The following is a 13,019-nucleotide window of genomic DNA, read 5'->3' as shown; positions in this document are numbered from 1 at the left end:
TACCTTATTATTAAACAGCGTCATTTTGAATAGTTATCGCAAGAATTTCAATAATTTGCCCAGCTAAACAAATTTTATTTGTGATTGGTAATTCAAGTTGTTTATTAGTTGTAATTACGGTAACTGCATTATTATCACTATCAAAAGCAAGGCCTTCACCAACTTGATTCGCAATGATCATATCTAGCTGTTTTTTCTGCAATTTTTGTTTAGCATATTCAAGGATATTTTCTGTTTCAGCTGCAAAGCCAACAATATAAGAAGCCTTTTTAGTTTGAGCTACAGCAAGCAAAATATCAGGATTAAGCGATAATTCAAGGATTAAATTTTCTTCCACTTGTTTCTTTATTTTCTTGTTAGCCTGGGTGGTAGGAGCATAATCAGCAACAGCAGCACAACTTATAAAAATACTTTTTTCTTGTAAATGCTTCATGACTTCATCATACATTTGTTTGGCTGTAACAACTTGATAAATTTTTACATCAGGTGGCGCCGGCAAAGCAGTTGGCCCACTTATTAAAGTGACATTAGCACCTGCAAGGGAGGCTGCCTGAGCTAAGGCATAACCCATCTTCCCAGAACTATAGTTAGAAAAGTAACGCACTGGGTCAAGCGGTTCGCGGGTAGGGCCTGCTGTAATTAAAACGTTTTGTCCCTCTAATAGTCCTTTAACCGAATATAATCGCAGCGAATTAATAATGTTATTTATTTCACTTAAGCGACCAAAGCCATATTCTCCACAGGCTTGCCCTCCCTCTTCAGGACCACAGAATAAAACACCTCGTGTTTTTAATATTGCTACATTGTTTTGTGTGGCTTGATGCTTCCACATACTTTGATTCATAGCAGGGCAAATTAGAACTGGTGCTTCTATGACAAGATAAAGAGTTGATAATAAGTCATCGGCAAATCCATGAGCCAATTTTGCCAGACAATTTGCTGATGCTGGCGCAATAATTAAATAATCAGCCCAACGAGCTAATTCAATATGTCCCATAGCTCGCTCAGCTTGAGAATCAAATAATTTATTACGCACGTCATTTCCACTTAAGGCTTGTAAAGTTAAAGGCGTTATAAATTGTTCAGCAGCCTCAGTCATGACTACTCTAACTTGGGCGCCTAATCTGGTTAACTCTCTTACTAAGTAAGCAGCTTTATAAGCAGCAACGCCACCACAAATACCCAATAAGATCTTTTTATTAATAAAATCTTGCATCATTAGCTCATTCTAAATAAGAATATCGTGGATCAAAACACAAACCTCGCTATAAAGGAATAACTAGCATGAATTTACCAACCAACTCTTTGCGCCTGTGTGAAAAATTAATGATACAAGGTGCTCATCATTTATCCGATCTTGAACTATTAGCTCTTTTTATTAGTTCAGGCAATAATAAAAAATCTTGCCTAGATCTCGCCTTTGAATTATTAAAACGCTTTGGTGATTTACGGGCAATTCTTAATGCCGACTTTAATCACTTCAACCAGGTAACCGGTCTGGGATTAGTACGCTACTTGCAATTACAAGCCAGTAAAGAAATATGCCGGCGCAGTGACTTCATCTCGCTTAAAAAAACAATAAAACTTACTAATAGTCAAGAAACTTCTACTTTCCTTAAACGACAATTAAGAGATAAACATAATGAGACTTTTTCAGCGCTTTTTTTGGATAATCAGCATCGGATTATCCACTACGAAGAACTTTTTCAGGGTACAATTAATACAGCCTATATTTATATAAGGCCTTTAATTGTACGTATTCTAAATTTAAACGCAGCAGCCCTCATCCTTGCCCATAATCATCCATCAGGATTATCAGAGGCAAGTCCACACGATTTTACAATAACAAAAAAAATTCAACGTGCTTTAGACTTAATTGACGTGCAATTACTTGATCATTTAGTAATTGGAGACAATGAAGTATTTTCCATACTTAATCAAGTTAAATGGATTTGTCATTAATAACTCTAATCCTAGCAAAATTTAAACGCTTTCTATGCGAGTGCTTAGTATTTTTATATAACTGCCCAAATAAAGCTCAAATTTTAAGAATTTTAGCTATACTTAAAAGAGCTAAGTTTTAAGGCAATGGATCATGGAGCATATATCGCGATCAAAGATTCTTGAGCTTTCAACAGAAGAACCTGTTGGGCTCATTTACTCACGAGCAGATTTAAATCAATATTTGGTAGAATTAATTACCTTTAAAAGAGCTGACTATATTCATGCAGGGGAAGACCTCGCTAGCTTTTCTACTGTGGATGAAGCGGTTCGTAATGCACGGGAATCAGGTGCAACCTGCTTTTTCCTTTGTTTAGATAACACCTATGATGAATGCGGCTCCCTACCAACTGAGGAACGCTTTAATTATTTACCCATCGCTCCATCAGCTGAGCCTAGCACAGGTGTATAAGGTATATAGGTATAGCGCTATAAAAAGTATTAAGTAAGCTCAATCGTGACTCGCTAAGGATCTCGTATGGCTGAACAAATAATAGATGCACTTGTAGTAGGAGCCGGACCGGTTGGCTTATTCTGTGCTAACGAACTGTTCCGACACGGGGTAAGCTGCCGTATTATTGATAAGAAATCAGCATTAAGTGATAAATCAAAGGCACTAGCTATTCATATTCGTACTTTAGAAACTTTCGAAGATACTTCTTTTTTAAATGATGTACTTGCCGAAGGCCATAAAGTTTATGGTGTGCTATTAAAATCAGATAGTGGCTTACTGTCTGAAATTAATTTTGAAAAAATAGGAAGTAATTATAATTTTTTAATTGATTTACCACAAAATAAAACTGAAGCTATTCTCTATCAAGGCTTATGCGCAAAAGATATTTCTCTTGAGTGGCAAACAGAATTAATTTCTTTTCAGGAAGGTGATCCAGTTACTGCTTTAGTTAAAAAAGCAAATGGCCAAATCGAAGAAATCGCAACCAAGTGGATTATTGCCTGTGATGGAGCACATAGTACACTACGCCATTTGTGTAATGCCAAATTTTTAGGCGCAGAATATAAGCAACAATGGTGGCTTGCTGACTTATATATTCAAGGAGAATTGCCTGAAGATAAATTAGTGATTTACACAAGCCTTAATGGCCCTCTTATTTGTCTTCCTATGGGGGATAAGCGTTATCGTCTTATTATGACTAAACCCGCTACTAAACAAACACAGCCTACTTTAAACGATATTATTACCCTTTTTAATGAACGAAGCTCAGATAAAGCCAAGCTTTATGATCCAATCTGGCTAGCAGATTTTTCCATTCACCATCGCCAAGTTGATAATTATCGGTATGGTCATGTCTTCTTTTGTGGGGATGCAGCTCACATTCATAGCCCAATGGGTGGGCAAGGGCTTAATACGGGTATTCAAGATGTTTATAATCTGGTCTGGAAATTAAGTCTCGTACTCAAAGGCTACGCTAAAGAGGTTTTACTAGATAGCTATCAAATAGAACGTCATCCTATTGCTAGAGCTATCTTAAAAAAGACAGATTTAATGACAAAAATGATTTCACTTAAAAGCAAGCCATTAATAAATTTACGTAATAAAATTATGATTAAATTTACTGCGCATGATTTTTTAATGACGCCTGTTGTCAAAGATTTAGCTGAGCTTAATATTTCCTATGCCAAAAGTCCTATAGTAAGTGTTAAAGGTCAAAAAACTCGCTTTCATATTGGCGAATTTATTCCAGCTATAACTTTAAAATCTCTAAGCCAGCGAACTTCCAAACTCCTAGAAACAATTTGTCTAGGAACTTTACATAATGTATTTATTTTCTTACAACGAAAAGATTTTAATAAAGAAGTTGAAGAAAAGTTAATAGATTTGACCCAAAAATATCAACTCGTTTTGCATATTCATTTAGTCTTATTAGATTCTTTAAATATCAGTTCACAACTTTCTTCAGTTTGGTTAGATGAAAATTATATTATTCAAAATCGATTCAACATAAAAAATTCTGTCACCATGGTTGTTCGTCCAGATAAATATATAGGATATATAGAGTCTCCTTTTAATCTCGAGCATCTCGAAGAGTGGCTAGAAAATATTTTTAATTTAAATCCAGACGAAGCGATATAAGTATAGTTACCTGTTAAATTTAGTCGTGTCTTTGAAAGCAAGTAGTATAGATAATAATGTGTTACTCTATTAGAATTGCTTTAAGCCTACTAATTGTTATATTACCCTAAAAATTAACAATTATTAATAAAGCTTATGAGGATACTTATGCGCTTTCTAATTAGCTTCTTTTTTTTAGGAATATCTTTTTATACTGCTGCCGATACAATTAATCATTATATGAATATTTTTAATAATATTCCTAAAATGCAAATGAAAGCTGATCCACAAGCTCAAGCTTGGGCACGCTCAGCTAGAAATATATTAGTCTTAGCTGATGAAAGCATTGCCGAAACACTTGCGCAAGGAAATGAATTAGCCAGAAATCAAGGAAGACCTTTCTTCTGCCTACCTACTGGCACAAATTTAACTGCAGAAGCATTACATGACATTATTGTTCAAACTTATAATAGCCTTTCAAGCCAACAAAGCGATAAAAATAAAATGACAGTATCGCAGATCGCCTGGCTAGGTGTTATACAGAAATATCCTTGCCAAAAACAAACAGCACCAAGTTTGGGCTTTAACAATCAAAACCCAGCGATGCAGCATTCAGAAACTGCACTCTTGGATAAAAAATAACCCTATTATAAAGGGTTATTTAATTTTAAAAATTGTACTTGTAAGTATTTTGGACATTAAGTAAAAATTGGTAATCCTATAAACCCCCAATTCTTTAGTTATACTCAACTACTAGATCATTTTTTAAAAATTCTTTAATATCTGTGTAAATTGGTACTGCAGTTTGCAATAAACTATTACTATCCTCCCAGTATGAATCACATGAATCACTATATGCTTTGGCCATCTGACCTATAAGCAGTTTACAGTCTTTATGGATATCATCGACAATCGGTTGCGCGTCAAAACTTCCTCTAAGGGAAGAGGAACTAAACATACTTAAGGGTTGAGAGAAAGATACAGCTGGTGGAGTACTTGGTAAATTAGCTAAATATTCTAAGACTGCCTGTAAATTTGCAGATTTTAAATATGCTAATAAACTTTTTCCCCTAGTATTAAGCAGTAATAGATCTTCATTTTTAAATAATTCTTTTAATAGATTGATTAAAGGCTCTATTTTTTTATAATTATTAATGTCTTTTATTTTTTCACTAACTTTAAATAGATTATCTTTAACTTCATTAACCATTGCTAATCTTTCTCGAGCTTCCTTGTTCCATTCACTTAGTTGATCATAGACAGTTTTTACTGGCGACTTTGGTCTTTTTTTAAATCTAGCTAGAATATTTTCTAAGAAACCAGGGTCCGATTTGGAGCTCGTCTGCTCTTGTATAACTGATGAAAATAACTTAATGACCTCGCTAAGCGTTGTAACTTTATTTAATTCTTCTATTAAAGACTCTATTAGTTTTTTCTCAGATATGGTTGTGCTTTTATCTTTATAAGTTTCTAGTTGAATTTTATATATTTCTAATAGTGAATTTTTCATAAGATAATACCAATTAAAAAGGTAACTTATTATACAAATAAAACATTAAGGGATTATTATGAAAGATTTAAGATCAAAAATTTATATTTTTTATCATTAAGCTGGGATTGATAATCAATTGAATTTATTCACAACTGTTATTATTAATAATAACAGTTGTACTATTTGTAAGTAATAAGTTTAAATAAAATTTAATTATTAAACTCTTCAAAAGCTTCTAAAGCTTCTGCAGCATACATTAAAGAAGGCCCGCCACCCATATAAACCGCCATTGCTAGTGTTTCCACTAACTCTTCTTTAGTGGTTTGTAATTTAACTAGTTTTTGTGAATGAAATCCGATACAACCAGGACAGTGATTAGCAACGGCCAAAGCCATAGCAATAAGCTCTTTTGTCTTTTTATTTAATGCGCCTTCTTTCCCTGCTGCTTGGCCTAATGCTGCAAAACTAGCCATGACATCTGGCATTTCTTTCTGCATTTTAGCAAGCTGTGTATTAATCCCTTTGGTGATATCATTAAATTTCGTTGACATAGACTTAAGCTCCTTTATATTAGCAATGAGAATAGAATTGCACTTATATAGTACCTTACTATGCTTTATAAATTGTTGCTAGTTCCTTGGAATTTAATACAATATTATTTATATTCCTTCGCCTTAATCATTTGCACTCTGTCTAAGTCTTGGCAATAACGCCCTATTAAATCTTTTTACATTAAGGGCGTCTGTTTTGGACTATTCCTTGCTAATCCTGTGCATTTTAGGGAATAACATTATTACTTTTTAAATCTAATAAATCTGACCATAATTGCTTTGCTATCAGCCCATGAGCAGGCTTTTGTAAGCGAATTGCCTCCAAGGGTACCAAACGTTCGTCAAGATGGTGGCCTGATAAAATTTTTAAACGACCATGATTTAATTCATTATTAATAAGATGCTTAGGTAAACGCCCCCACCCTAAACCAGCTAAAATAATTTCTTTTTTTGCCATTACATCACTTACCGTCCAGTGTTTACATTGCTCAATGACACCAAATGAAAAGTTAGTTTTAGATGAGTCTTTTAAAATAACTTGCATGCAATCTTTAAGCGTGTCTAAGTTACTTAACTCTTCTTTATATTGTTCAATAAATTGTGGCGTTGCAACAGCAGGCATTAATACTATAGCAAGCGGTATAACTTCAACAGCTTGTTTAGAGATTAAATTTTCACTAATGATTAAATCAGCCTGGCCTTGTAATAAACGTTCACACGCCCCACCAAGAGACTCAGAAAGAAAATGAAAATGGGTTTGCGGAAATCGTGCAATCCATTGACGAAATAAATTTTCTAATTTGGTTAAGGGAAAGAAGACATCAATTGCTATGGTGATATCCGTTTCCATATCCTCCTGTAGTAACTCTACAAATTGATTAAGATGTTCCCAATGCGTAATCAACGTTTTAGCACGTTGATATAATTTCTCACCTTGGCTGGTTAACTTTGGTCGATAGTAATTTCGATCAAAAAGAATAATATCTATTTGCTCTTCTAATTTTTTAATTGCATTTGTAATCGCTGGCTGCGATTTAAACATGGCCTGCGCTGCAGCATGAAAACCACCTTTTTCAATCACCGTGACAAAAACTTTTAAAGCATCAAAATCAATCATGATTATAGTAAGTTATCAATTTAATAAAATAATAATATTATCAATTTATCAAAACTTTGACTAGGATGAGAATAATTCGCATTTAGATAGGAGATAATAGTATGCAGAGGATGGCTAAAGAAATTATTGCGTTACTTTTAAAACAGAAGCGTCAGGTAAAATCATACGCACTTAATTGCCAGGGGAATTATTGCCCTAATTGTCAAGAACCACATTTAGCTAAAGTATTTCAGGCTATTGTCATGGAGCAACCCATTACTTTAATTTTGCCTGCATTCCCAGCGAAATCAGCAAATAGACAAAAAACAATTTCATCTCGCCCAGATTTAGGTGAGATTATGGGCTTAAAAAATCTTAATCAGCTATGTCATCATATTAAACAATTACATGCGCCTGGTGTTCAGCTCATTATTTGCTCTGATGGCCGCGTTTTTAATGACTTAGTGTTAGTTAAGGATACTGATGTCGAGATTTATCAACAAGAAATTAAATCGATTATTGCCAAGAATGAATTAACTTATTTAAGTACATTTTCTTTAGATGATGTTTATACACATTGTAGTTATGAAATGATGCGAGAAAAATTAATCAATGAATTTGGTGAGCCCCTACCGTCATTAAAGAAACGAGTTCTTGCTAATGAAATACTTTTATATCAATTTAACGGGATTCATCGCTTTATTATTGAAGATCAATTGTATTTACGCCAAAATCTTTCTAAAAATCAAGTGCGCAAAGAAGCAAAACATGTTGCTTATGAAGTGCTAAGGCGTTCTAATGCCTGGTCTCATCTATTGGCAAATTATTTTCCCTATGCAGTTCGCTTATCCATTCATCCTCAACCATGTGGCTCAGAAAAATTAGGTATTCAATTTTTACCTGCTAATAATTGCTGGGCAACGCCTTGGCATAATGTTTTACTTAAAAATAAAAATGCTTGGCAGTTAATCAAGCGAGCTGAGGCAGAGCGATTAGGTGCCAAATTTAACCATGATCATTATGTTTTGGAGGCTTGCTAATGATTACCTTACCGATAGACGCTTCTTTTCATCCTTATCTTATTGAAAATAAAAACCAAAAAAGCTTGGCTGATTTTAGCTTAAATGATCTTTTAGAAGAGACGAGACGCCACAAGGTAATACTGTTGCGTGGTTTTAAAGCACTGACACGAGATGAGCTATTAAACTACTGCTCGTCCCAGGCGAAATTATTGCATTGGAATTTTGGCCCTGTTATGGAAATGCGGCCTGATATGAATACTAAAAACTATTTATTTACCCATGGCGATGTCCCTCTACATTGGGACGGTGCTTTTTATCAAGAACCGCGTTTTTTATTCTTTCATTGCTTAGATGCACCTAAGCAAAACACAGGCGGCGAAACACTATTTGTTAATACAGAAGCTATCTGGGACGAAGCTTCCGATGAGCAAAGGCAAGAGTGGCTTACTTATGAATTAACTTTTTCTACTGAAAAATTAGCCCACTATGGTGGCCATATTAAACGGAAATTAATCGCTAAACATCCAGACACAGCAAGAACAATCATGCGGTTTGCTGAGCCTGTTGGGGAAGATTATCTTAATCCAGTCGAAGTGAATATTATTAATAAAAATCCACGTGAGTCATTAAAAATACTCAAAACTCTTAGCTCTTTAATGCGGCAACCCCGCTATTGCTGCCAGCATCAGTGGCAAACGGGCGATTACCTTATTGCGGATAATTTTTCACTATTACATGGACGCAATGCTTTTAATAAAATTACGCCAAGGCATTTAAGAAGGATTCAAATTTTATGACTACATATACCTTAATGCAGTTAAAACAAAACTCTACACCACAAGAATTTGCTCATCATTTATGCGAAATTGGCCCCTTGTTTTGGTGGGAGCCAGGTAAATTTTGGGTAATTACTAAATATGACTTAGCGAAACAGGTTTTACTGAGTTCAGATTTCAGTTGTGATCGTAGTCCTTTTTTTATTTCTCGGATGCCTGAAATGGACTTATCCTTGATTCAAGATTTTTTTAAAGTCGTTAGTAAAATGATGGTCATGAGTGATGCGCCTCTGCACACGGCAAGACGCCGTATTTGTTATCAAGGCTTTACTAATCAAAAACTAAATGAGCTTAAACCTCTTGTTGAACAAACCTTAAAGCGTTGTTTGATACATTTTAATCCCAACGAACCTTTTGATTTTGTCAAAAATATTGCAGAAGTTATTCCATCAACAACGCTAGCAGAGTTGTTTGCTATTCCCGATAATGAACGCTTAGACTTTTATAATTGGTCCAATAACATGACCCAATTTTTTGGCGGCTCAACGACTTACTTCAATGAGGATGGTATTAAAGTTAACAATAGCGCAGAGAATTTATATAACTACTTTGCTGACTTAATTCAGCGTAAACGTGCAAACCCCGAAGATGATTTTCTAAGTACTCTCCTAAAATATCAAGAACATTTTAATTTAAACGATGACGAAATTATTTCTCAGGCTATTATGATGTTAGTCGCAGGACAAGTTACAACCACCGATCAATTATGTAATAATCTTTATAGTTTGCTAACCATACCTGGCCTTTGGCAAAAAATGGGCGAGAAGATTGTTAAATTAGACAATTACATAGAAGAAGCCAATCGATTAGATCCTGCCGTAACTTTTATTTTTCGGGTAACGAAAAATGATACCTATATAGGTAGCCAGTTTATTAAAGCAGGCAGTGTAATCTTTATTTCTACTCATGCTATTAATCGCGATCCTAGTTATTTTCCCAATCCTGATGAGATAAAACTTAGCGAGCGTTTGAATGCCCATTTTAGCTATGGTTATGGTGGTCATTTTTGTTTAGGTGCAAAGCTTGCGCGGATAGAGATGAATATAGTCTTTCAAACTTTATTGAAATATTATCCAGCATTAAAGTTAGATAGGCATTTGCCCGCTGTTAGAAAACATCATAGCTTATCTTTTTCTGGGTTCGAACATTTATGGATAACTTCTAGTTAAATAATATTATTCTAATCAGTTAAAGCGTTTACCTATAAACCCAAGGTCTGTAAGTTTATAGGTATTCTTATTTTGAAAATTTTAATTAGTAACAATTAATATTAGCGTTGAAAGCTTGGCGGCGAGGGTAAATCTTCATTCGTAGACACCACAGCTGACGTTAAAGAAAATTTCAATTTCATTAGACTGGTATATTTTTGAGGTGTTACAAACTCCCTGTTTTTCTCAATAAAATCCATATACCTTCTTATTTCTTCAACTGGATCTTGGGCTTTTGTAAATCTATCATCAGTAGGATTATTTGAATCTATCAGAAAATGATGAAGATTTAGGCCTTGAGAGGTAACTTTATGGGGTTCTGCAATACCAGTAAATTTAGTCACTAAAGTTAAAGCCAAACAGTCTGAGCCTAGAGAGCTTTTTCTAATAATATATTCATCAGAAGAGGCTGTGTCTAAAAAATTTTCAGCACCTTCTCTATCTAAGATACTGTTAAATTTAAGATGGCTTGTCACCGCGGGCATTTCTGCTAGAGGAATTGGTTTAAAGATACCTTTTTTCATTATTATAATTCTCTTGTTGTTAAAAGAGCGATTATACATTGAATGATCAATAAAAAAACATATTAAGTAATTTACTGCTAATTAATAGCCCTGAAAGTCTATGGAAAACGTCCATTTAAATTAATTATTAAATAGAGATTAGATCTAAGGTAATCTCATAACTTGCTATCCGTAATTTTGTGTCTATTCTTAAAAAATAGCTAATAAATTAGATTAACTATTTTGTCAGAATGAGAAGAATAAAAGGGCTCATTGATAGCAAGAAAATACAACAATCATTTTAGTAGCAGGTTTTAGTACAGATGAATTAAGCAAGGATTTATTGAATTTTTCATAATAGTCACGATAGAATTTTTAATGCGAGCATTACTGTTAAAAATTGCTCTACCAAGCTATATAAAAGATCATAGATATACCTCTTCCTTACTTAATTAAGGGCCAGTACTCTTGGCTTTTTCTTCGCTGTTAGGTTTCACTACAAGTAAAAATTAGTTAACCTAGAAAACTAAATATTCCTATTAGATGCAGCTTAATCGCTTCATTTTATAACTTTTGTTTAAAAATTGGAGGATGTATGCAAGAAAAACAACAACCACCCCAACATCAAAATCAGCAACCAGGTATCGAAGCAGAAATGACGCCAAAGCCTGAGTATCTTTCCCCCTCTTATAAGGGAAGTGATAAATTAAAAAATAAAGTTGCTTTAATTACGGGTGGCGATAGCGGTATCGGGCGCGCTGTAGCTTGTGCCTTTGCTTTAGAAGGTGCAAAAGTTGTCGTTCATTATCTAAATGAAGAAGAAGATGCTAAAGAAACTCAAAGGATTATTGAAGAAGAATTAGGAGGCCAGTGTCATTTAATTGCTCGCAATTTACAAACTTATGAAGCATGCGAGGACATTGTTAATGAAACTGTTAAACAATTTAAACAATTGGATATCATCGTTAATAATTGTGCCGAGCAGCATCCCAAAGAATCTTTTGAAGATATTAGCTGTGAGCAATTAGAAGAGACTTTTAAGACAAATTTCTTTTCTTATTTTTATGTAATAAAAGCAGCGTTGCCTCATTTAAAAAAAGGAAGCACTATCGTAAATACGACGTCAGTAACGGCCTACAAAGGTAGCGATCATTTAATTGATTATTCATCTACAAAAGGTGCAATTATTGCTTTTACCCGTTCCCTTTCACAAAATTTAGTGCAAAAAGGAATTCGAGTTAATGCTGTCGCACCAGGCCCCATTTGGACACCTTTAATTCCAGCTACCTTTTCCAAAGAAGAAGTAGCGGAATTTGGCAATCAAGTGCCTATGAAACGGGCGGGCCAGCCATCCGAAATGGCACCTGCTTATGTATATTTAGCTTCTGAAGACTCTTCTTATATGACCGGTCAAGTTTTGCATCCTAATGGTGGCGTGATTGTAAATGGTTAATTAAGGTTTATCCTGTAACTATGTAGTCAACCTGAATTCGATATAAAAGAATCGAATAGCTTTTATATCGAGTTTGTTTATTTTTGAGAAGTGAAAATAGAAAATTAACCATTTTATATTATGGGATAAATTATGTCTTATAATTTAAGTTTATTATATATATTTTTAAATAAGATATAATTAAAACTAATTGAAATAAATTGCATCATTTTTTTATGCAAACTAAGTCCGAAGAATTAAAATATTTGTGTGAAAAATATAGACAACATCTTGAAAAAGAAATTAAAAAAGGTATGTCTTCACTTCCACAATATGTTCAAGATCACTTTTATAAATATAAAATAGAGCAATATCCTGCAACCGCTGATCTTTACCTATATGGGGAAATACCAGATTGTCTGCCGAATAAGCCATCATATGAAGAGAATAAATCCTTACATGCGGCACTTCGTAAATATAAAATTGTTGCAGAGATGTTAAAAACACTTAACAACGATTCTGATGAAAACACTAAAATAACTAGCTTTAAAAGTGTTCTCACTCAGGAAAATATACAAACGTTAAGTAAAAGACGAGGCTCAAGCTTGGGAAATTTTTTAGAAAACGTATTTCAAGCCTTAAGTCTAGGAGTTTATTCAAGGTTTTCGAAAGGAACTTTTCAATTTTGGAAATCTCATGGAGGAAGCTTTATAGATAAAGTGGCTGAAGCTTCTAACAAAGAAGATTCGGCAATAAATCCCAAATTATAGCGTTAATTGCAAAACCTAGCGACTAAATTTTATGAAC

General features: G+C 34.0%; 14 protein-coding genes. 9 read left to right on the top strand and 5 right to left on the bottom strand.

Annotated features, from left to right (window positions below):
• Positions 1-10: 10 nt before the first annotated feature.
• Positions 11-1,216, bottom strand: coding sequence for a bifunctional phosphopantothenoylcysteine decarboxylase/phosphopantothenate--cysteine ligase CoaBC (coaBC, locus tag E1P04_RS13725; RefSeq protein ID WP_131783522.1), 1,206 nt, complete (start codon positions 1,214-1,216; stop codon positions 11-13).
• Positions 1,217-1,284: 68 nt separating this feature from the next.
• Between coaBC and radC the strand changes: the two genes are divergently transcribed.
• From radC to E1P04_RS13705, 4 genes are all read left to right on the top strand, one after another.
• Positions 1,285-1,962 carry a RadC family protein gene (gene radC / locus E1P04_RS13720; RefSeq protein ID WP_131783475.1) on the top strand — a complete coding sequence of 226 codons (678 nt, stop codon included), beginning with the start codon at positions 1,285-1,287 and terminating at the stop codon, positions 1,960-1,962.
• Between the two features lie 133 nt (positions 1,963-2,095).
• Positions 2,096-2,413, top strand: coding sequence for a hypothetical protein (locus E1P04_RS13715; protein WP_131783474.1), 318 nt, complete (start codon positions 2,096-2,098; stop codon positions 2,411-2,413).
• A gap of 66 nt (positions 2,414-2,479) precedes the next feature.
• Entirely contained in the window at positions 2,480-4,093 is a 1,614-nt protein-coding gene (locus tag E1P04_RS13710) for an FAD-dependent monooxygenase (RefSeq protein WP_131783473.1), read from the top strand.
• A gap of 147 nt (positions 4,094-4,240) precedes the next feature.
• Positions 4,241-4,714, top strand: coding sequence for a phosphatase (locus tag E1P04_RS13705; protein ID WP_242604471.1), 474 nt, complete (start codon positions 4,241-4,243; stop codon positions 4,712-4,714).
• Between the two features lie 94 nt (positions 4,715-4,808).
• Here E1P04_RS13705 and E1P04_RS13700 read toward each other — a convergent pair whose 3' ends face one another.
• The 3 genes from E1P04_RS13700 to E1P04_RS13690 form a co-directional block, all read right to left on the bottom strand.
• Positions 4,809-5,582, bottom strand: coding sequence for a hypothetical protein (locus tag E1P04_RS13700; RefSeq protein ID WP_131783472.1), 774 nt, complete (start codon positions 5,580-5,582; stop codon positions 4,809-4,811).
• Positions 5,583-5,773: 191 nt separating this feature from the next.
• Positions 5,774-6,115 (bottom strand): carboxymuconolactone decarboxylase family protein, encoded by a 342-nt coding sequence (locus E1P04_RS13695; protein WP_131783471.1) that lies wholly within the window; start codon positions 6,113-6,115, stop codon positions 5,774-5,776.
• A 226-nt stretch (positions 6,116-6,341) separates the two neighbouring features.
• On the bottom strand, positions 6,342-7,232 hold the full coding sequence (locus E1P04_RS13690; protein ID WP_242604470.1) for a LysR family transcriptional regulator: 891 nt from the start codon (positions 7,230-7,232) through the stop codon (positions 6,342-6,344).
• Positions 7,233-7,333: 101 nt separating this feature from the next.
• Here E1P04_RS13690 and E1P04_RS13685 point away from each other — a divergent pair, with 101 nt between their 5' ends.
• Genes E1P04_RS13685 through E1P04_RS13675 form a run of 3 tightly spaced genes read left to right on the top strand, consistent with a single transcriptional unit; the run spans position 7,334 to position 10,238 of the window.
• Entirely contained in the window at positions 7,334-8,251 is a 918-nt protein-coding gene (locus E1P04_RS13685; RefSeq protein WP_131783469.1) for an isocyanide synthase family protein, read from the top strand.
• Complete coding sequence (locus E1P04_RS13680; RefSeq protein WP_131783468.1) at positions 8,251-9,030, top strand: TauD/TfdA dioxygenase family protein; 780 nt, start codon at positions 8,251-8,253, stop codon at positions 9,028-9,030. Before E1P04_RS13685 ends, E1P04_RS13680 begins: the two co-directional genes overlap by 1 nt.
• Entirely contained in the window at positions 9,027-10,238 is a 1,212-nt protein-coding gene (locus E1P04_RS13675; RefSeq protein WP_131783467.1) for a cytochrome P450, read from the top strand. The genes E1P04_RS13680 and E1P04_RS13675 overlap by 4 nt, the downstream gene beginning before the upstream one ends.
• Positions 10,239-10,339: 101 nt before the next feature.
• Here the strand turns inward: E1P04_RS13675 and E1P04_RS13670 are convergent, their stop codons facing one another.
• On the bottom strand, positions 10,340-10,801 hold the full coding sequence (locus tag E1P04_RS13670) for an SH2 domain-containing protein (protein ID WP_131783466.1): 462 nt from the start codon (positions 10,799-10,801) through the stop codon (positions 10,340-10,342).
• A 574-nt stretch (positions 10,802-11,375) separates the two neighbouring features.
• Here E1P04_RS13670 and E1P04_RS13665 point away from each other — a divergent pair.
• Complete coding sequence (locus E1P04_RS13665) at positions 11,376-12,233, top strand: SDR family oxidoreductase (protein WP_131783465.1); 858 nt, start codon at positions 11,376-11,378, stop codon at positions 12,231-12,233.
• A 215-nt stretch (positions 12,234-12,448) separates the two neighbouring features.
• The gene (locus tag E1P04_RS13660) at positions 12,449-12,982 is read left to right on the top strand and encodes a hypothetical protein (protein ID WP_131783464.1); all 534 of its coding nucleotides are present in this window, start codon (positions 12,449-12,451) and stop codon (positions 12,980-12,982) included.
• Positions 12,983-13,019: the final 37 nt, after the last annotated feature.

The sequence above is a fragment of the Legionella gresilensis genome (assembly GCF_900639865.1).
Taxonomy (GTDB): Bacteria; Pseudomonadota; Gammaproteobacteria; order Legionellales; family Legionellaceae; genus Legionella_C; species Legionella_C gresilensis.
This window is presented reverse-complemented; position numbering and strand designations above follow the sequence as displayed.

Excerpts from the sequence above, each read along its gene's own strand:
- coaBC (WP_131783522.1), bottom strand. The coding sequence starts at position 1,216 with ATGCAAGATTTTATTAATAAAAAGATCTTATTGGGTATTTGTGGTGGC.
- radC (WP_131783475.1), top strand. The coding sequence starts at position 1,285 with ATGAATTTACCAACCAACTCTTTGCGCCTGTGTGAAAAATTAATGATA.
- E1P04_RS13715 (WP_131783474.1), top strand. The coding sequence starts at position 2,096 with ATGGAGCATATATCGCGATCAAAGATTCTTGAGCTTTCAACAGAAGAA.
- E1P04_RS13710 (WP_131783473.1), top strand. The coding sequence starts at position 2,480 with ATGGCTGAACAAATAATAGATGCACTTGTAGTAGGAGCCGGACCGGTT.
- E1P04_RS13705 (WP_242604471.1), top strand. The coding sequence starts at position 4,241 with ATGCGCTTTCTAATTAGCTTCTTTTTTTTAGGAATATCTTTTTATACT.
- E1P04_RS13700 (WP_131783472.1), bottom strand. The coding sequence starts at position 5,582 with ATGAAAAATTCACTATTAGAAATATATAAAATTCAACTAGAAACTTAT.
- E1P04_RS13695 (WP_131783471.1), bottom strand. The coding sequence starts at position 6,115 with ATGTCAACGAAATTTAATGATATCACCAAAGGGATTAATACACAGCTT.
- E1P04_RS13690 (WP_242604470.1), bottom strand. The coding sequence starts at position 7,232 with ATGATTGATTTTGATGCTTTAAAAGTTTTTGTCACGGTGATTGAAAAA.
- E1P04_RS13685 (WP_131783469.1), top strand. The coding sequence starts at position 7,334 with ATGCAGAGGATGGCTAAAGAAATTATTGCGTTACTTTTAAAACAGAAG.
- E1P04_RS13680 (WP_131783468.1), top strand. The coding sequence starts at position 8,251 with ATGATTACCTTACCGATAGACGCTTCTTTTCATCCTTATCTTATTGAA.
- E1P04_RS13675 (WP_131783467.1), top strand. The coding sequence starts at position 9,027 with ATGACTACATATACCTTAATGCAGTTAAAACAAAACTCTACACCACAA.
- E1P04_RS13670 (WP_131783466.1), bottom strand. The coding sequence starts at position 10,801 with ATGAAAAAAGGTATCTTTAAACCAATTCCTCTAGCAGAAATGCCCGCG.
- E1P04_RS13665 (WP_131783465.1), top strand. The coding sequence starts at position 11,376 with ATGCAAGAAAAACAACAACCACCCCAACATCAAAATCAGCAACCAGGT.
- E1P04_RS13660 (WP_131783464.1), top strand. The coding sequence starts at position 12,449 with ATGCAAACTAAGTCCGAAGAATTAAAATATTTGTGTGAAAAATATAGA.